Annotated in this window: 17 protein-coding genes and 1 tRNA gene; 15 read left to right on the top strand and 3 right to left on the bottom strand. The window is 66.3% G+C overall.

Features of this window, described 5'->3' with window-relative positions:
- Positions 1–241: 241 nt before the first annotated feature.
- The gene (locus ACODRV_RS10230; RefSeq protein WP_488908243.1) at positions 242–2,278 is read left to right on the top strand and encodes a DUF3857 domain-containing transglutaminase family protein; all 2,037 of its coding nucleotides are present in this window, start codon (positions 242–244) and stop codon (positions 2,276–2,278) included.
- 6 nt (positions 2,279–2,284) lie between these two features.
- On the opposite strand, the gene ACODRV_RS10225 is transcribed toward ACODRV_RS10230, so the two are convergent.
- Positions 2,285–2,854 (bottom strand): YdcF family protein, encoded by a 570-nt coding sequence (locus ACODRV_RS10225; protein WP_488908242.1) that lies wholly within the window; start codon positions 2,852–2,854, stop codon positions 2,285–2,287.
- A gap of 358 nt (positions 2,855–3,212) precedes the next feature.
- Here ACODRV_RS10225 and ACODRV_RS10220 point away from each other — a divergent pair, with 358 nt between their 5' ends.
- From ACODRV_RS10220 to ACODRV_RS10190, 7 genes are all read left to right on the top strand, one after another.
- Positions 3,213–4,547, top strand: coding sequence for a hemolysin family protein (locus tag ACODRV_RS10220; RefSeq protein ID WP_205750742.1), 1,335 nt, complete (start codon positions 3,213–3,215; stop codon positions 4,545–4,547).
- A 135-nt stretch (positions 4,548–4,682) separates the two neighbouring features.
- Positions 4,683–4,758, top strand: a tRNA-Trp gene (locus tag ACODRV_RS10215).
- Between the two features lie 73 nt (positions 4,759–4,831).
- Positions 4,832–5,122: a preprotein translocase subunit SecE gene (secE, locus tag ACODRV_RS10210; protein WP_141627217.1), complete on the top strand. Its 291-nt coding sequence runs from the start codon at positions 4,832–4,834 to the stop codon at positions 5,120–5,122.
- 14 nt (positions 5,123–5,136) lie between these two features.
- On the top strand, positions 5,137–5,706 hold the full coding sequence (gene nusG / locus ACODRV_RS10205) for a transcription termination/antitermination protein NusG (protein WP_141627216.1): 570 nt from the start codon (positions 5,137–5,139) through the stop codon (positions 5,704–5,706).
- A gap of 208 nt (positions 5,707–5,914) precedes the next feature.
- Positions 5,915–6,346 (top strand): 50S ribosomal protein L11, encoded by a 432-nt coding sequence (gene rplK, locus ACODRV_RS10200; RefSeq protein WP_141627215.1) that lies wholly within the window; start codon positions 5,915–5,917, stop codon positions 6,344–6,346.
- Between the two features lie 4 nt (positions 6,347–6,350).
- Positions 6,351–7,040, top strand: a complete 690-nt coding sequence (gene rplA / locus ACODRV_RS10195; RefSeq protein ID WP_488908241.1) for a 50S ribosomal protein L1 — start codon at positions 6,351–6,353, stop codon at positions 7,038–7,040.
- A 109-nt stretch (positions 7,041–7,149) separates the two neighbouring features.
- Positions 7,150–7,713 carry a DUF2059 domain-containing protein gene (locus tag ACODRV_RS10190; protein WP_488908240.1) on the top strand — a complete coding sequence of 188 codons (564 nt, stop codon included), beginning with the start codon at positions 7,150–7,152 and terminating at the stop codon, positions 7,711–7,713.
- Positions 7,714–7,824: 111 nt separating this feature from the next.
- On the opposite strand, the gene ACODRV_RS10185 is transcribed toward ACODRV_RS10190, so the two are convergent.
- The gene (locus tag ACODRV_RS10185) at positions 7,825–8,433 is read right to left on the bottom strand and encodes an NAD(P)-dependent oxidoreductase (protein WP_488908239.1); all 609 of its coding nucleotides are present in this window, start codon (positions 8,431–8,433) and stop codon (positions 7,825–7,827) included.
- 56 nt (positions 8,434–8,489) lie between these two features.
- Here ACODRV_RS10185 and ACODRV_RS10180 point away from each other — a divergent pair, with 56 nt between their 5' ends.
- The 7 genes from ACODRV_RS10180 to ACODRV_RS10150 all read left to right on the top strand — a co-directional run bounded on the left by ACODRV_RS10180 (position 8,490) and on the right by ACODRV_RS10150 (position 14,348).
- On the top strand, positions 8,490–8,906 hold the full coding sequence (locus ACODRV_RS10180) for a winged helix-turn-helix transcriptional regulator (RefSeq protein WP_141627211.1): 417 nt from the start codon (positions 8,490–8,492) through the stop codon (positions 8,904–8,906).
- 99 nt (positions 8,907–9,005) lie between these two features.
- Positions 9,006–9,509, top strand: coding sequence for a DUF2059 domain-containing protein (locus ACODRV_RS10175; RefSeq protein ID WP_488908238.1), 504 nt, complete (start codon positions 9,006–9,008; stop codon positions 9,507–9,509).
- Positions 9,510–9,597: 88 nt separating this feature from the next.
- On the top strand, positions 9,598–10,059 hold the full coding sequence (locus ACODRV_RS10170) for an NUDIX hydrolase (protein WP_488908237.1): 462 nt from the start codon (positions 9,598–9,600) through the stop codon (positions 10,057–10,059).
- 57 nt (positions 10,060–10,116) lie between these two features.
- Positions 10,117–10,737, top strand: a complete 621-nt coding sequence (locus ACODRV_RS10165) for a DUF2059 domain-containing protein (RefSeq protein ID WP_488908236.1) — start codon at positions 10,117–10,119, stop codon at positions 10,735–10,737.
- 74 nt (positions 10,738–10,811) lie between these two features.
- A complete protein-coding gene (locus tag ACODRV_RS10160; RefSeq protein ID WP_488908235.1) occupies positions 10,812–12,614 on the top strand; it encodes a M3 family oligoendopeptidase in 1,803 nt (600 codons plus the stop codon).
- Between the two features lie 37 nt (positions 12,615–12,651).
- Positions 12,652–14,046, top strand: a complete 1,395-nt coding sequence (locus ACODRV_RS10155) for a serine hydrolase domain-containing protein (protein ID WP_488908234.1) — start codon at positions 12,652–12,654, stop codon at positions 14,044–14,046.
- 62 nt (positions 14,047–14,108) lie between these two features.
- Positions 14,109–14,348: an aa3-type cytochrome c oxidase subunit IV gene (locus ACODRV_RS10150; RefSeq protein ID WP_141627205.1), complete on the top strand. Its 240-nt coding sequence runs from the start codon at positions 14,109–14,111 to the stop codon at positions 14,346–14,348.
- A gap of 190 nt (positions 14,349–14,538) precedes the next feature.
- Here ACODRV_RS10150 and mdoH read toward each other — a convergent pair whose 3' ends face one another.
- Complete coding sequence (gene mdoH, locus ACODRV_RS10145) at positions 14,539–16,443, bottom strand: glucans biosynthesis glucosyltransferase MdoH (protein WP_488908233.1); 1,905 nt, start codon at positions 16,441–16,443, stop codon at positions 14,539–14,541.
- Positions 16,444–16,572 lie beyond the last annotated feature (129 nt).

Raw genomic sequence — 16,572 nt, 5'->3', positions numbered from 1 at the left:
CGGCCGCACCGTCGGCGCCGGCGTCGTCGCAAAGATCATCGAGTAATCGACGGTCCCGCAGCGCCAACGCTCGCGACGCGGTCGCTCGCTTCTTGAGCGCATGAGCCTCAAGCCGTGAGCGTCCGCGAGGCGAACACAGGCTGACAAAAAGAGACGGCCCCCGGAGCGATCCGGGGGCCGTTTTCTTTTGCCTTCTCAAGAGGCCATGCCTTCGCCTATCGTGGGTCGGGGGATGTGTTCCATGAGTTACGATAGTCCTGTCTCGCCTCGGTCGCGGCTTGAGTTCGCGCCGGCGCCGGCCAGCTTCGAGTTGGTCCCGGCCAGGATGGAGGGGCGTGATCCGCGGGATCTGACCTCGGGCGGGCTTTGCCACTGGCTGTCGCAGAGCCAGTTCGACCTGACGGGACCGGAGCCGGTCTACACCAGCCGCAACATCGTGCAGGTGACCGGCAGCGAGGGCCTTCAGCCCGCCGCCTCCGTCAGCGTTCACTTCAATCCCGAGTACGAACGCGTCGTGATCCACGCGGTGCGCGTCCACCGTGACGGCGCGGTCCGGGAGGCGGGCCGCCCCGAGGCCTTCGAGGTCATCCAGCGCGAACTGAACATGGAGCGGGCCGTCTACGACGGACGGATGACCGCCCACATGGTCATCCCCGACATTCGCGAAGGCGATGTGGTCGAGACCATCCTGTCCGTGATCGGCGCACCGCCCGCGCTGGGCGGCCTGTTCAGCTGGTCCTTCATCCTGCAGTGGAGCATCCCGGTCGTGGAGACGCGGTGCACCCTGCGGGCGCCGGCGGACCGGAAGCTGGCGCTGCACTCCACCGGCGCGCCCGTCACCACGCGCGACACCGTCGAGGGCGGAGTGCGGGTGCTGGAGTGGGAGGCGGTGGACGCGGTCCCGATGACCATTCCGCAAGGAACGCCGCATTCGTGGAACGGGTATTCGAGCGGTCACATCGCCGACGATGTGGACTGGTCGGCCATCGCGGATGTGTTCCGGCCCTTCTATGAGGCCGTCACCCTGCCGGAGGGGCTGGCGGCTGACGTCCGCGCCCTTGAGGCCGCGCATCCGAAGCCGGCCGCCCGCATTCCCGCCGCCTTGCGGATGGTGCAGTCGATGCTGCGCTATCATTCGGTCAGCATCGGGGAGGGCGGCTATCGCCCGCGCCCGCTGGAGACGATCTGGGAGACCCGCTACGGCGACTGCAAGGATGCGTCACTGCTGCTGACCGCCGTGCTGCGGACAATGGGGATCGACGCCGTCTGCGCGCTTGTGAACACGATGCGGGGCGAGGAACTGCCGCAGGGACTGCCGCATGTGCTGGCGTTCAACCACTGCATCGTTCGGGTGCGGCTGAACGGCGGAACGCTGTGGCTGGATCCGACCATGTCGCCGCAGGCCGGCGATCTGGAGCATGTGACGCGCGCCATGTTCGATTTCGCCCTGCCGCTGGAGGCGGATGCGAAGCTGGAGGCGATGCCCCGCGCCAGGCTGCGCACCACCAATACGTTCGAGGAAGTCTGGGACATTCCCGCCAACGCCGCCGAACCGGCCGAGCTGACCCTGACCACCACCTACCGGAGCTGGCGCGCGGACGGGGTCCGGCACTGGCTGGGGAACCAGAGTCGGGACGGCGCCGCGCGGTCCATGCGTGAGGGGCTTGAGCGGGAAATCCACTCGCCCCTGACCGCCCTGGCGGACCACGAGGTGCGGGATGATGCGGTCGAGAACGTCCTGACCGTGATCGAGCGCTATCGCGTAAGTGAGCCGTTCGCCAACCGGGACAACGGCGCCCGGGTCTTCATCTCCCGCGATGATGTGGTCGGCCCGCATCTGATGGAAATCTCGGGTAGCCGCTCGACGCCGCTGGACATGGGACTGCCGCGCCGCATCGAGACGCGCCGGGTGTTCCGCTTCGCCCGTCCGGTCGATGTCACGCCTTGGCGGATTTCCGCGCGCGGACCGGTGGGGCTGTATCTGGAGAGCAGCTTCGAGTGGACCAGTCCGCGCGAGGGGCTGCATCAGATCATGCTGGTCGTTCCGGGCGACGACGTGCCGGTCGAGGCGATGGAGGCGTACAAGGCCTTCGTCGAGAAGGCGCGCGGAATGAACGGCATCACCTTCCCGGTGCAGGGACCGGATGTACCGGTCTCGAACCGACGCTCCGGCAGGGCGGGGGATGAGCCGAGCGGAATTCCCTGGGCCTGGGTGGCGGTGATCGCCTTCGTCCTGATCAGCGCCCTGATCCGGCAGTTGATGGCCGCCGCTGGCTGACGGCGACTACCGCAACAGATAGCTCGCATAGCCCGGGACCTCGCGAGCGATGGCGTAGAGGTCGCGTGGCTCGAAATAGTCAGGGTGGGCCGACCCGACGCCGGGCAGGCCTTCCTGCGCGAACGCCAGCCTGGTGCGCGGGATGTGGAAATACTGGCTGACCACGATGGCGCTGTGCAGATTGTTGGCGCGCATCAGGACGACGGCGTTGCGGGCGGTGGCGCGGGTGTCGACGCCCTGATCGTCAACGATGATCGCGGCGTCCGGCACGCCCTGTGAGACCAGCCAGCGCTTCATCGCCGTGCCTTCCGGCACGCCCTCTATCCCCGTACCGCCGCTAACCAGAATGCGGGGCGTGACGCCCGCCCGGTAGAGGTCCAGAGCCCGGCCCAGACGGGCGGAGAGGCGCGGGGAGGGCGTTCCGTCCGGATTGACCTTCGACCCCAGAACCACGGCGACGTCGCTTGGACGAACCTCGTCGGTCAGGCCGTCCGCAACGATCAGACCGGCGCAGAGCGTCAGGGCGGCCGCGCCGGCGACGGCCGTTCCAATGATCCAGCGCATCAGGCTTCGCATGGCCTTCTCTTTCTATCCGGTCGCCGTTCGCCTGTGGGGGGATGTGGCGCTGTGAACGCCGCAACCGGCGGCAGGCGCCGCCTTGTCCGCGGTCGAATCCTGGCCTCTTGTGCGCGAGAGATTGTTAAGGTTTCGGTAACCCTCATGCGTCGCGCCCTGCACATCGGTCTGTTCATCGGCGTCCTGATCGGGATGGCGGCCTGCGCCGCCGCACGCCCGGATCAGGCCACATCGGGCGTGGCCATAAGCGCGCAGGCGGACTGAATTTCAGCAAAGCCGTGGCGGTCAGGGCGAAACGCCCTTATCATCACCCCTGCGGACGCCGTTTGTTGCGCCGCGCTGGTCCTCCTCCCCCTAGATGTTAGCCATCGCAATCGCCGTCGTTCTGCTCCTTGTGGTGCTCAACGGCGTTTTCGCCATGACCGAACTCGCGGTCGTCTCGTCGCGGAAGTCAAAACTCCAGAGCCGCGCGGAGCGGGGAGACCGGGGCGCGCGCGCCGCACTGAAGCTGGCCGAAAACCCGACCCACTTCCTGTCGGCTGTGCAGGTCGGCATCACGGCCATCGGCATTCTGGCGGGCGCCTACGGTCAGGCCGCCATCGCGGGCGAGCTGAACCACATTCTCGAAACGACGATCCCGGCCGTCGCGCCGTGGTCGGAGGCCATCGCGACGGCCATCGTTGTTGTGTTCATCACCTATGTGTCGCTGATCGTCGGCGAACTGGTGCCCAAGCGGATCGCGTTGATCTTCCCGGAGGCCGTGGCCGCCAAGATGGCCGGGCCGATTTCGACCCTGGCCCTGGTGCTCAAGCCGTTCGTCCTGCTGCTGACGGCCTCGACCTCGGGCATCCTGAAAGTGCTGGGCGTCAAGGATCGCGACGGTTCGGACGTTACCCAGGAAGAGGTGGAGACCATGATCGCCGAGGGCACCTCGGCTGGTCTGATCGAGCCGGAAGAGCAGGAGATGATCGAGGAGATCCTGACGCTCGGCGACCGCCCCATCCGGGTGGCCATGACCCCGCGTCACGAGGTTTTCTGGATCGCGCTGGATGACACCGAAAAGCAGCTGCGCGAGGAAATCCGCACCTGTCCCTATTCGCGGATCGTGGTCGCGCGTGAGAACGACGTCGATAACCCGCTGGGCGTGGTGCACAAGAAGGACCTGCTGGACAGCCTGCTGACCCACGGCAAGTTCGATGTCGAATCGCTGGTCCAGACCCCGGCCTTCATCCCGCAGTCGACGTCCGTGCTGAAGGCGCTGGAGATTCTGAAGTCTTCCAAGGTTCACATGGCCTTCCTTGTGGACGAATTCGGTGCGTTCGAGGGCGTGGTGACCGCCACCGACCTGCTGGAAATGATCGCGGGCGATTTCGACGAGGGTCACGACGAGGCCGAGGCCTATATCCGTCAGCGCGAGGACGGCACCTGGATGGTGGACGGCCAGACCGACCTTGAGGAGCTTTCCGACGAACTGGGCGAGGATTTCGGCGAGGCCGAAGGTTTCCACACTGTCGCCGGTCTGGTGCTGCACCAGCTGTCGCGCGTCCCCGACGAGGGCGAAGTGCTGCAACTGGGGCGTTTCGAGGTCGAGGTCATCGACATGGACGACCGCCGGATCGACAAGCTTCTGTTCCGTGAAGTGGTCGGCAAGTCTGATGAGGCGGAAGCCGTCGCGGCCCATCAGGAGGACTGATCCGCAGTCTTCTTGCGTCGATATGCCTATTCAGCGGTAACTGCGCTTGAAAACGGCGGCGGGGTGGGGCATAGCCCCGCCTCTGGCGAAAGCGAACGCGGTCGGGACACCCCGACGTCTTTGACTTTCTGCTCCAGGAGTTTAGCTCAGCTGGTAGAGCACCGGTCTCCAAAACCGGGGGTCGTGGGTTCGAGTCCCCCAACTCCTGCCATTTTCCCCCTGTCGGAACCGGATGGGAGTTCCCATCTGGTTCCGACAGGTTTGATTGTTTGAAGAGACGCCGCATGGCCAAGGCCAAGACTCCTTCGGGACGCCGCCCCCAGACCGCTCAACCGGCCATCGCCGGCAGCGCCGTCTCGGCTGACGCCCCGGCCCCGAAGAAGCGCACGTCGATCCCGCAGTTCATCAGCCAGGTCCGCGCCGAAGGCCGCAAGATCGTCTGGCCGAGCCGTAAGGAGACGTGGATCACCTCGGTGATGGTCTTCATCATGGTGGCGATCGCCACCGTCTTCTTCGCCGTTGTGGACTTCGGCCTGACGCGCCTGTCGCAGGTCGTCCTCGCGATCGGCCAGTAAGAGAGACTGACCCAATGACCGACGTCGCCAAGCCCGCCAATCCGCGCCACAAGTGGTACATCGTCAATGCCTACTCGAATTTCGAGAAGAAGGTGGCCGAGCAACTGCGCGAGCAGGCCAAGCAGCAGGGCCTCGAGGATAATTTCTCGGAAATCCTGGTCCCGACCGAAGAGGTCGTGGAAGTGCGCCGCGGCCGCAAGGTGAACTCGGAGCGCAAATTCTTCCCGGGCTATGTCTTGGTGAAGATGGAGATGACCGACAACGCCTACCACCTGGTCAAGAACACCCCGAAGGTCACCGGCTTCCTGGGCGCCGCGGGCGGCACCAAGCCGCTGCCGGTCTCGGAGCGTGAGGTCCAGCAGATCGTCGGTCAGGTGGAAGAGGGCGTCGAGCGTCCGAAGCCCACCATCCGCTTCGACATCGGCGAGACGGTCAAGGTCATCGACGGCCCGTTCGCCAGCTTCGACGGCCAGGTCGAGAGCGTCGACGAGGAACACGCCCGTCTGCGCGTGGCCGTGTCGATCTTCGGCCGCCCGACCCCGGTGGATCTGGAGTACAATCAGGTGGAGAAGGTCGCGGCGTAAGCCACGGTCTCACCATGGATTTCGCGGCGGCGGCCCCCACCGAAAGGTCGGGGGTCGCCGTTTGCAATTCAGCCCCCCGTCCGCTATACGCGCGCCTCGCTCTGAACAGGGCGGCGCGAGCAATCGCGTAAATCCGTGGAAGGCAGCCATGCCGCACCACGGCTCACCGGTCCGGATTCAGTTCCGGGCTACCGAATAGGAGAGACCAATGGCCAAGAAGATTCTCGGCTATATCAAGCTGCAAGTGCCGGCCGGTTCGGCCACGCCTTCGCCCCCGATCGGCCCGGCTCTGGGTCAACGCGGCGTGAACATCATGGGCTTCTGCAAGGAGTTCAACGCGCGGACCGAGAAGGAAGCCAAGGGCACCCCGCTTCCGACCGTCATCACCGTCTACCAGGACAAGTCGTTCACCTTCATCACCAAGACGCCGCCGGCGACCTGGTACCTGAAGCAGGCCACCGGCCTGAAGTCGGGTTCCAAGCTGGTCGGTCGTGAAGTCGCCGGCAAGATCAAGCAGTCGCAACTGCGCGAGATCGCCGAGAAGAAGATGAAGGATCTTAACGCCAACGATCTCGACGCCGCGGCGAAGATCATCGAAGGCTCGGCCCGCGCGATGGGCCTCGAAGTCGTGGAGGGCTAAGCACATGGCCAAGCAAACCAAGGCTCAAAAAGCCCGCGTCGGCGTCACCGAAGAACTGATCTCGTTCTCGGAGGCGATCAAGCTGGTCAAGGACAACGCCAAGGCCAAGTTCGACGAGTCGATCGAGATCGCCGTCAACCTGGGCGTCGACCCGCGTCACGCCGACCAACAGGTCCGTGGCGTCGTCAACCTGCCGTCGGGCACCGGCCGTGACGTTCGCGTCGCCGTTTTCGCCAAGGACGCCAAGGCGGATGAAGCCCGCGCCGCCGGCGCTGAATACGTCGGCGCCGAGGATCTGTACGAGCAGATCAACGGCGGCCTGATGGACTTCGACCGCGTGATCGCGTCGCCGGACATGATGGCCCTCGTCGGCCGTCTGGGTAAGGTGCTGGGCCCGCGCGGCCTGATGCCGAACCCGAAGGTCGGCACCGTGACCCCGAACGTCGCCCAAGCCGTCAAGGACGCCAAGGGCGGTGCGGTTGAGTTCCGCGTCGAGAAGGCCGGTATCGCTCACGGCGGCATCGGCAAGGCCTCGTTCACCCAGGACGCCCTGGAAGCCAACGTGAAGGCTTACGTGGACGCGCTGAACCGCGCCAAGCCGTCGGGCGCCAAGGGCACCTACATCAAGAAGATCAGCCTGTCGTCGACGATGGGTCCGGGCTTCAAGGTGGATCCGGCTTCGCTGGGCGCCTGATAGGTCGCTACAGTCGAAAGACACAGGAACGGCGGGGAGCGATCCCCGCCGTTTTTGCTTGTCCGGACCGACGCTTGCGGTGATGGTCCGGCTCTTTTCGGGGGACGATATGTTCAGATTGTTCGCGGGCCTGATGCTGGCCCTGACGCTCATGGCCGCGCCTGCGGCTGTTCACGCGCAGATCGCGGCCCAACCTGCGCCCCAGACGGCGACGCAGGGAGAGGCGGCCGAGCGTCTGGCGCTGGCGAACAGGTTCATCGTGCTGATCCAGGGAGACCAGCTGGCGGCCTCGATGCGCCAGATGATGACCACCCTGATGCCGGAGAATCCGAACATTCCGGCCGAGCAAAATCAGATCATCCGGGAGGTCACCGGCGAAATGATCGAGGTCATGATGCCTCGCATGTTCGACGCCATGGCGCCGATCTATGCCGACATCTTCACGGTTGAGGAGCTGCGGGCGCTGGTGGCCTTCTACGAAAGCGACGTCGGTCAGTCGCTGGTCCGCAAGAGCGCCGCCGCGGCGCCGCGCATGGCTGAGGTGGCGCAAGCGGTCATCCCCGGCGTCATGGGCGAGATGGCCGACCGATTGTGCGACCGGCTGGAGTGCAGCGCGGATCAGAGACGCGCGGTGAAGGCCGCGATGATGCAGGGTTACCCGGCGGGCGGCTGAGACCCTTCTGTCGCGCAAACGCGTGAAAGCCCCGGAAGATCGCTCTTCCGGGGCTTTGCGTTGTTTGAGCCTTCCGTCGGAAGGGGGCGATAAACTCGCCCTGCCGGAACCTCAGTAGGCGGCGGTGAAACGGGCGCGGCTGTGCTTCGGCTGCTCCAGCTCGTCGATCATGGCGATGGCGTAGTCGGCGAAGCTGATGCGGCTTTCGCCCTTCTCATCGACCACGAGGGTGTCGGTGTCGGTGCGGTAGTGGCCCAGGCGCGGGGTCTCCTCGATGAGGGCGGCCGGGGAGAAGAAGGTCCAGTCCACGTCGCTGACGCCCCGCAGATGATCCAGGAAGGTGATGCCGCCCTGGGCGAAGACCTTCCATTCTTCGGGGAACTCCGGCGTATCGATGACGCGGACGCCGGGGGCGACTTCAAGGCTGGCGGCGCCGCCGGTGACCAGCAGGCGGGGCACGCCTGCCTCACGCAGCGCAGCGAGCAGGGTCTCGGCCGGGACGTCGAAATGCAGGGCGCTGATGACGGCGTCCGCGCCCTTGAGCAGGGGCGCGAGGGCAGCGGCGGCCGACGCATCCCCGGCGACAGCGGTGACGCCGTCGGCAGTCGGGATGGCCTCGGGCTTGCGGGCGATGGCCGTGACGGTGTGGCCGCGCGCGGCGGCCTCCCTGGTGATTTCCGAGCCGGCGCGGCCACTGGCGCCCAGGACGACGATCTTCATTGGGGAGGTTCCTTGGTGGTTTCCAATGGAGACCAAGTGCGATATGGAGATCAGCTATGCAAGAAGGCACTGAAATCTCATCTGGTCACCCAGGCGAAACCGCCCCGGCGTTTGAGCGGGGCGATGTCCATGCCGCTGAATGTCCGACCCGGCAGTTGCTGGACCGGATCGCGGACAAGTGGACGACCCTGTTGCTGACGACGCTCGACGAGGAGCCGATGCGGTTCAATGCGCTGAAGCGAAGGATCGGCGGGGTGTCGCAGAAGATGCTTAGCCAGACCTTGCGCCAGATGGAGCGGGACGGGCTGGCGACCCGCCATGTCGAGCCGACTGTTCCGGTCAGCGTGACTTATGAGATCACGCCATTGGGGCGTACACTGGTCACGGCTCTGTCGCCGATGATCGATTGGGCGGAGACCCGCATGTCGGATGTGGACGCAGCGCGCAGGGCCTACGACGCGCGGACCCTGTGAAATGGCCACAAATGGCCGAAAACGCCCTGTGAAGAACGATTCCATTTGCGGTCACCGAACCTCCGGGTGAACATTGGTCGATTTTCCGGGGGATACGTCATGCGGTTTCTGGCTCTTCTGATCACGGTTCTGTCGCTGTGCGCGGGACCGGTGCTGGCGCAGGATGCGCCTGACGCCGCGCGCCAACATCAGCTGGATCTGGCGGGGCGTTACCTGCATCTGACGCAGGGCGCGGACTCCACCAAGTTGCTGCGCGAGTATATCGAGGCAGGCTACGGCGAAATGGACCTGCCGGATGATCAGCGGACCTGGCTGGCGGACCAGTTCACAGCAATCTTCGATGAGGCCCTGACCATGGCCATCACCGAGGTCCGGGCCGAGGTGGCGGACACCTTCACAGCGGCTGAACTGGAGGCGGTGGTGGCCTTCTACGAGACGCCCATGGGACGCTCGATCGCTCGCAAGAACCTGGAAGCGGGGATGGCCCTGCAGCAGGCGATGATGCCTCATCTCCTGACCAGCGCGACCGCGATGGGCGAGAAATTCTGTCTTCGGTTCGACTGCGAGGCCATGGGCGATGCGGCGGCCAAATCCCGCCGCTGACGTATGACAAATTATCCGCAGGCTGACGGATTGACGTGATCAGCCCTCCGGGGGACTAGGGGGCTTCTTGGCCGACGAGCCGGGATAGGTGTTTGTTCGGCGGGTTTCCAACCTGATGGCCAGCGATGTGATCCGCACTGAACGCGCCGAGCGTCGTCAGGTGGCGGCCCTGCCGTGGCGGCGAGGGGCTGACGGGATCGAGATTCTGCTGGTCACATCGCGCGAGACCCGGCGCTGGGTCACGCCCAAGGGCGGCCGCATGCCGGGCCTGACCGACGCCGAAGCCGCCGCCGTCGAGGCTCTGGAGGAGGCCGGGGTTGAGGGCGCGCTGGGCCATGAGCCGCTGGGCACCTTCCGCTACCTGAAAATGCTGAAGCGCCGGGCGCCACGCTGGTGCGTGGTCTCGGTCTATGCGCTGGAGGTCACGACGGTTCACGACACCTGGCAGGAACAGGGACAGCGGGAACGCGTGTGGATGTCGACGGAGCAGGCCGCGGCCTGTGTCTCCGAAGTCGATCTGGCGGATATCATTCGAAAATTTCGCAAATAGACGATTGCGTCCAGCGGGGGCTTCGCGAAACAATGGCGCGAACCGGGGGACACCATCATGCGTTTCATTTCCGCTGGCGCCGCAGGCCTGCTGGCCGCGACCTGCCTGATCGCCACGCCGGCGTTGGCCCAGCAGGGCGAGCGCCTGATTCAGGTTCGCCCGCCTACGGCGGAGCGGGCGGTGTCCCCGCGTCAACTGGAGTTGAGCCGTCGCTACCTCGAACTGATGCTGACCGACCAGTTCGAAGGCGTGATCCACGAGATGCTGGGCGAGGAGATGGCCAACGACCAGAGTATGCAGGGCCTGCCCGACGCTGATCGTCGCTTCATCGTCAGTCTGACGGCCGAGCTTACGGCCGACATGGTCCCGGCGATGATCAATGAGATGGTTCCGGTTTTCGCGACGGTTTTCACCGAGCCGGAGCTCGAAGCCATGGTCGGCTTCTTCGACACGCCCATGGGCCGGGAGATCGCGCGCAAGAGCATGGCGGTGATGCCGGAAGCGAACCGCGCGGTGATGGCTGTCTTGCCCCAGATGCTCGAGAAAATGGCGACCCGAATGTGCCAGCACTACGGGTGCACCCCCGCTGAATTGCAGGCGCTGCGCCGCGACATGCGGGCGGGCGCAGGCTTGACGGACGATGCGGTCCCGTCGCCGGCTCCGTCGCGCAGCAAGTAGGGCGCCTCGCGGTCGTTCGTCGCGCGACGGCCCGACTGTTGCGCCGGAGCGTTCGCGTCCCCACAACGGAAGGCATGAACGCCCCCTTCAAGACCCCCGTCGATTCGCTGGACGCCCCCGTCTGGGATTTGTCCGACCTGTACGCCTCTCGCGAGGACGCCCGCATAGAAACCGATCTGGAGCGCGCGCGGGCGCTGGTCGCCGAGTTGAACAGACTGCAAGGGCAGTTGGCGGCGGCGCAGACCGATCCGGCGCTGCTGGGACAGCGGCTGGACCGGGTCATCACCCTGTATGAGCAGGCGTCGGATATTCTGGGCGCGCTGGGGGCCTATGCCTTCCTGGCCGCCTCGACCAACCGCAACGACGCGGGCGCGCAGGGCTTCGAAGCCACGGTGCGCGAGAAGCTGACGGCCATCGCCACCCCGACCGTCTGGGTCACGCTGGAGATCAACCAACTGGACGAGGATGCGGTGGAGGCCGCGCTGAAGGCCCATCCGGCCGCCGCCCGCTGGACCCCTTGGCTGCGCCGCACGCGGGCGATGAAGCCGCACGAGCTGTCGCAGGAACTGGAGACCTTCCTGGCCGAGCGTGGGCCGATCAGCGCCCAGTGGCCGCGCCTGTTCGATGAGACGTTGGCGGCCATGAAGGTTAAGGCGGGCAAGGATGATCTGACTCTCGCCGAAGCGCTGAACCGGCTGTCTGACCCGAAGGAAGCGAGGCGCAAGGCCGCCGCGCAGGGGCTGGATGAGGCGCTGGCCGCTCGCGCCTCGACCATGGCGCTGGTGCTGAACACCGTGGCCGCCGACAAGGCGCTGGAAGACAAATGGCGCGGCTTCAAACGCCCCGCGGACGGCCGCCATCTTTCCAACGAGGTGCATGGCGAATCCGTCGACGCGATGGGCGAGGCCGTGACCGCCGCCTATCCGGTGCTGTCGCATCGCTACTACGCCCTGAAGGCGAAGGTGCTGGGCAAGGCGAAGCTGGACCAGTGGGATCGTAACGCCCCGCTGGAGACCACGGCGCCGCGTGGATACGACTGGTCGGCGGGCAAGGCGCTGGTGCTGGACAGCTTTGGTGATCTGGGCGGCGATTTCGCCGGTCGGGCGCAGGGCTTCTTCGACAGGCCGTGGATCGACGGCAAGGCGCGTCCGGGCAAGCAGTCGGGCGCCTACGCCCATCCGGTGACCTCGGACCGGCACCCCTATGTGTTTCTGAACTGGATGGGCGAGCGGCGGGACGTGCTGACGCTGGCGCATGAGCTGGGTCATGGCGTGCACCAGACGCTGGCGGCGGGGCAGGGCAGCCTGCTGGCCGATACGCCCCTGACGCTGGCCGAGACCGCCTCGATTTTCACCGAGGGCCTGACCTTCGACCGCTTGCTGAAGACGGCTCCTGAGGCGGAGAAGCGCGGCCTGTTGGCCGGGCGGATCGAGGACGGGTTGAACACCGTGGTGCGCCAGATCGCCTTCCACCGCTTCGAGACCCGCTTCCACGACGAGCGGGCGAAGGGCGAAGTCCCGGTCGAGCGGATCGGCGAGATCTGGCTGGAGGAGATGGGCGCCAGTCTGGGCCCGGCGGTGACGCTGAACCCGGGGTACGAGCACTGGTGGAGCTATGTCAGCCACTTCGTCCACTCGCCGTTCTACGTCTATGCCTACGCCTTCGGCGACCTGCTGGTGGCGGCGTTGATGGAGACGCGGGCGAAGGACCCGCAGGCCTTCACGCCCCTGTACCGTGAGCTTCTCGCGGGCGGCGGGTCCAAGGGCTATGTCGAGGCGCTGGCCCCGTTCGGCCTCAACCCGCGCGATCCGGCCTTCTGGGCCATCGGGACCAAGCGGCTGGAGCGGCTGATCGACCAGTTCGAGGCGCTGGTCTGAGTTGACGGTCGGGCGGGGGCGGGCGACCGTCCCGGCCATGCGCTTCCTGATCTTCGCGGCGGCCGCCGCCCTCGCCCTGCCCGCCGCCGCCCAGACCCCGGCGCCCGCGACGTCCCCGGCCACCCGCGCCATGGCGGCGGGGTACAAGGCGTTGACGGTGTGCAGCGCCCTGAAGAATGCCGAGGCGGCGGGTACGACGCGGACGTTGGAGAGCGTCGAGGCCAACGAGCTCGTCGGGATCTATCCGGAGCTGGACGCGCTGGTGCGCGAGATGCCGGTCGAGATCACCGAGGACGGGGTCTCCGTCGTGTGGGATGACGCGATGCCTCCACGGTTTGCGGCCTATATGCGTCTTTCCGGGTGTCGCATTCTGCCTGTGGGGTCGAAGGGGCCGCGCTGGCATATCGATCACGAGGGTTTTCGGACGTCGGGCCTCCCGTTGGAACTGGCCGATCCCAGCGGAAATGCGGTGGGTTTGGATGACGCTGTCAGTGGCGCCTTCGACGGTGAGTTCGGAGAAGGCGCCAACACCACGGCGGTGATTGTTCTTCAGAACGGCCGGATCGTTGCGGAACGGTATGCCGAAGGCTTTGGCGTGGACACGCCCCAACGGACTTGGTCAGTGGCGAAGAGTCTGGCCGGAACGATCGTTGGAGCGGCGGTGCAACGCGGCGAGGTCAACGTATACGCCCGCGCCGACATCGCCGACTGGCTCTCTCCAGCGGATATGGACCCCCGGGATTACGGGGATGGTGATCCGCGCGCCACGATTACGCTCGACCAATTGCTGCGAATGGCCTCGGGCCTGACCAGCGACACGGCGGGGAACCGCACGGACGCCATCTATTTTGGCGGGGTCGGGGTAGACGAGCAGGTGACGGGCTGGCCACTGATCGCCCCGCCGGGGACGCGGTTCCGCTATGCCAACAACGATATTTTGCTGGCGGTGATGGCGATCAAGCCAACGTTCCGGGCTCATCCGCCGCTGGAACTGTTCGAACGTCTGGGGATGACTGACACGGTCGCCGAGACCGATTGGCGCGGGAACTATGTTCTCTCCAGCCAGGTCTGGAGCACAGCCCGCGACCTCGCCCGTTTCGGTCAGCTGTACGCCAATAACGGCGTCTGGGAGGGCGAGCGCATCCTGCCGGAGAACTGGCTGGAGTATGTCTCTACGCCCTCCGGGCCGCAGCCGGACGGCCTGCAGGGCTATGGCGCGACCTTCTGGCTGATGAACCGGTCGGAGGGCATTCCGCCGGACACCATCTCGGCCAACGGCAACCGGGGCCAGTATGTCATCATCGTGCCCAGCCGGAACATCGTCATCGTTCGCCGGGGCGAGGACCCGACCGGAAAGCGGTTCGATCCCATCGCCTTCACCCGCGACGTTCTGGCGGCGCTCGACCAAGGCGAAATCGCGCCGCCCGCTTGAGCCTGAGCGCCGCAACGCTATAAGGGCGGCGAACTCTTCCTTTCCGAATCCGGACCCGACCTATGGCTGATCCTCACGCACACGACGACTACGTTCGCGGCAGCATGGAAATCCAGGAGCAGAAGTCGACCTACGACCTGTTCATGGTCCTGTCGAAGTATGGCTCGCTCGGCATTGCCGTCCTGCTGACCTTCCTGACGATCGGCTTCATGTACGACGGCAGCCTGCTGGTCGGCGCCGGCGCGGCGATCGTCCTGCTGGCCGTGGGCATCTTCTTCCTGCGTTCGCCGAAGAAGCACTGACGACCGGGCCGCGCTTCGGCCGCGGCGGTCTGATCCGGGTGATTGAAGAGCCGGGCTGTTCGCGCAGCCCGGCTTTTTCATGCCCGCGATTCCGGGCCGGGGGCGTTGTGGAGGCCGGATACGACAACGCCCCTGCGCCGGAGAGACGAGGGGCGTTGGGAAGGCGTGGCCGCGGCGTGCAGGCCTCCGGTCAGACCCCGGCGACGGCGCGCAGGGCGGAAGCCTGCGGGGCGCTGGGGATGGTGCTGACGCTGACGCCCGCCTCGTCCGGGACAGCCAGATAGCCGGCCTTGGCGGCGGCGTCGCCCAGACGGCGACGCGAGGTCAGGACCACCAGCGGAGCCGAGAACAGCAGAGGCAGGACCACCGGGGTGAACCAGGTGACGAGATCCGGGCGGAAGCACAGACCGACGCAGAACAGCAGGCCCGTGGCCATCTGCCAGCGCATGGCGCGGAAGGCGTCGCGCCAGCTGACGCCGTCGGCGTCGCGGTCCTGGGCCTTCCAGCCGGCGTCGTGGCCGGAGGCGATCTGGATGATGGCCTTGGTGTTGGCGACCATCATGATCGGAGCGATCAGGGCCGACAGGAAGATTTCCATGGCCATGCCCTTGGCGATGCGTTTGCCGCCGCCGAAGGCGCGGCGCTCGCGCGGACGGCTGAGAACCAGCAGGCCGCCCATGACCTTGGGTCCGATCAGCAGCACGCCCGACAGCAGGGTGGCCAGCATGAAGGGCGAGAACTCGGGATTCAGCAGGTAGGCGAACGACGACCAGTCGGTCGGGTACTGCAGCTGGATCACCATGCCGGCGACCAGCGACGCCAGCCACAGGGGAGAGGAGAAGTAGGCCATGAAGCCCATGGCCATCTGAACGCGGTTCATGACGGTCATGCTGCGGGTCTTCAGCAGACCCAGGTGCTGCATGTTGCCCTGGCACCAGCGGTGGTCGCGCTGGATGAAGTCCAGCATGGTGGCCGGGGTTTCTTCACAGCTGCCGTCCAGGGCGGCGGTGACGTGCACGGCCCAGCCGGCGCGGCGCAGCAGGGCGGCCTCGACGGTGTCGTGGCTCAGGATGGCGCCGCCGAACGGCTCGCGACCCGGCAGGATCGGCAGGTGGGCGGTCGAGGCGAAAGCCTCGGTGCGCAGGATGGCGTTGTGGCCCCAGTAGCTGCCTTCCGAACCGGCCCACCAGGCCAGACCGGCGGCGGCGACGCGACCGTACAGGCGCACGCTGAACTGCGACACGCGAGCGAACAGGGTCTGGCCCTTGATGATGGTCGGCGTGGTCTGCAGCAGGCCGATGCCCGGATTGCGCTCCATGGCGTCGACCATGCGCATGATGGTTTCACCGGCCATGGTCGAGTCGGCGTCCAGCACCAGCATGAACGGATAGGCGGCGCCGAAGCGGTGGGTCCATTCGGCCAGGTTGCCGCACTTGCGCTCGATATTCTTCTCACGGCGACGATAGAAGACGCGGCTGTGGGCGTGGGCGCGGAAGCCCAGATAGGCCTGACGTTCCTGATCGGCGGCCTCGGCCTTGGTCGAGTCGCTCAGCACGAAGATGTCGAAGGCGTCCGAGACGCCGAGGCGGGCGAGTGAGTTGTCGATCACGGCCAGACGCGCGAAGGCCGCGCGGGCGTCCTCGTTATACAGCGGCATCAGCAGGGCGGTGCGCTGGGTCGGCTCGGGCGGATGCGGGGCGAAGCTCAGGTCGTCCTGTTCGCGGCCGGTCAGCAGCACCCAGAAACCGATGGCGGCGCTGGAGAACCAGCAACCGATGGCGGTGATGAGAATCGCGAAGACGCTCAGCGACACCAGTTCCAGCGCGTCGAAGCCATGGCGCGCGAACAGGGCCACCGGCGCGATCAGGGCCAGGGCTGTAACAAAAGCGGTCAGGGCGGTGAGCAGCAGGCGACGGCCGCCGACGTTGACGGGCGAGGTCACGGGCGTGGGGACGTCAGGGGTGGCGTCCCAGCTGTTCAGGGACTGACGCGGCATGGCCAGAGGGGCTTCCTCGGGCAGCCAGGTCCAGGCCGGACGCTCGTCAAGGCCTTCAGGGGCGTTGGCGGCGTCGATCCGGATCGCTTGATGGGTCATGCGTTGTTCCAGGCCTCTGTTCCAACTGCCGGCCGGACGCCGGAGGGGACTTGTTGCATTGCAACACGGCTCACAATGTCGATCACTTCCGCGCGATTTTCAATCACGCAATGGTGAAGAGTCGAAGAA

Source organism: Brevundimonas sp. FG8 (assembly GCF_057808845.1).
The sequence above is the reverse complement of the archived record's forward strand: the minus strand, read 5'-3'. Positions and strand labels throughout refer to the sequence as shown.

Excerpts from the sequence above, each read along its gene's own strand:
- secE (WP_141627217.1), top strand. The coding sequence starts at position 4,832 with ATGGCCAAGGCCAAGACTCCTTCGGGACGCCGCCCCCAGACCGCTCAA.
- ACODRV_RS10160 (WP_488908235.1), top strand. The coding sequence starts at position 10,812 with ATGAACGCCCCCTTCAAGACCCCCGTCGATTCGCTGGACGCCCCCGTC.
- rplK (WP_141627215.1), top strand. The coding sequence starts at position 5,915 with ATGGCCAAGAAGATTCTCGGCTATATCAAGCTGCAAGTGCCGGCCGGT.
- mdoH (WP_488908233.1), bottom strand. The coding sequence starts at position 16,443 with ATGACCCATCAAGCGATCCGGATCGACGCCGCCAACGCCCCTGAAGGC.
- ACODRV_RS10220 (WP_205750742.1), top strand. The coding sequence starts at position 3,213 with ATGTTAGCCATCGCAATCGCCGTCGTTCTGCTCCTTGTGGTGCTCAAC.
- ACODRV_RS10175 (WP_488908238.1), top strand. The coding sequence starts at position 9,006 with ATGCGGTTTCTGGCTCTTCTGATCACGGTTCTGTCGCTGTGCGCGGGA.
- ACODRV_RS10155 (WP_488908234.1), top strand. The coding sequence starts at position 12,652 with ATGCGCTTCCTGATCTTCGCGGCGGCCGCCGCCCTCGCCCTGCCCGCC.
- ACODRV_RS10150 (WP_141627205.1), top strand. The coding sequence starts at position 14,109 with ATGGCTGATCCTCACGCACACGACGACTACGTTCGCGGCAGCATGGAA.
- ACODRV_RS10185 (WP_488908239.1), bottom strand. The coding sequence starts at position 8,433 with ATGAAGATCGTCGTCCTGGGCGCCAGTGGCCGCGCCGGCTCGGAAATC.
- nusG (WP_141627216.1), top strand. The coding sequence starts at position 5,137 with ATGACCGACGTCGCCAAGCCCGCCAATCCGCGCCACAAGTGGTACATC.
- ACODRV_RS10165 (WP_488908236.1), top strand. The coding sequence starts at position 10,117 with ATGCGTTTCATTTCCGCTGGCGCCGCAGGCCTGCTGGCCGCGACCTGC.
- ACODRV_RS10225 (WP_488908242.1), bottom strand. The coding sequence starts at position 2,854 with ATGCGAAGCCTGATGCGCTGGATCATTGGAACGGCCGTCGCCGGCGCG.
- ACODRV_RS10180 (WP_141627211.1), top strand. The coding sequence starts at position 8,490 with ATGCAAGAAGGCACTGAAATCTCATCTGGTCACCCAGGCGAAACCGCC.
- rplA (WP_488908241.1), top strand. The coding sequence starts at position 6,351 with ATGGCCAAGCAAACCAAGGCTCAAAAAGCCCGCGTCGGCGTCACCGAA.
- ACODRV_RS10230 (WP_488908243.1), top strand. The coding sequence starts at position 242 with ATGAGTTACGATAGTCCTGTCTCGCCTCGGTCGCGGCTTGAGTTCGCG.
- ACODRV_RS10190 (WP_488908240.1), top strand. The coding sequence starts at position 7,150 with ATGTTCAGATTGTTCGCGGGCCTGATGCTGGCCCTGACGCTCATGGCC.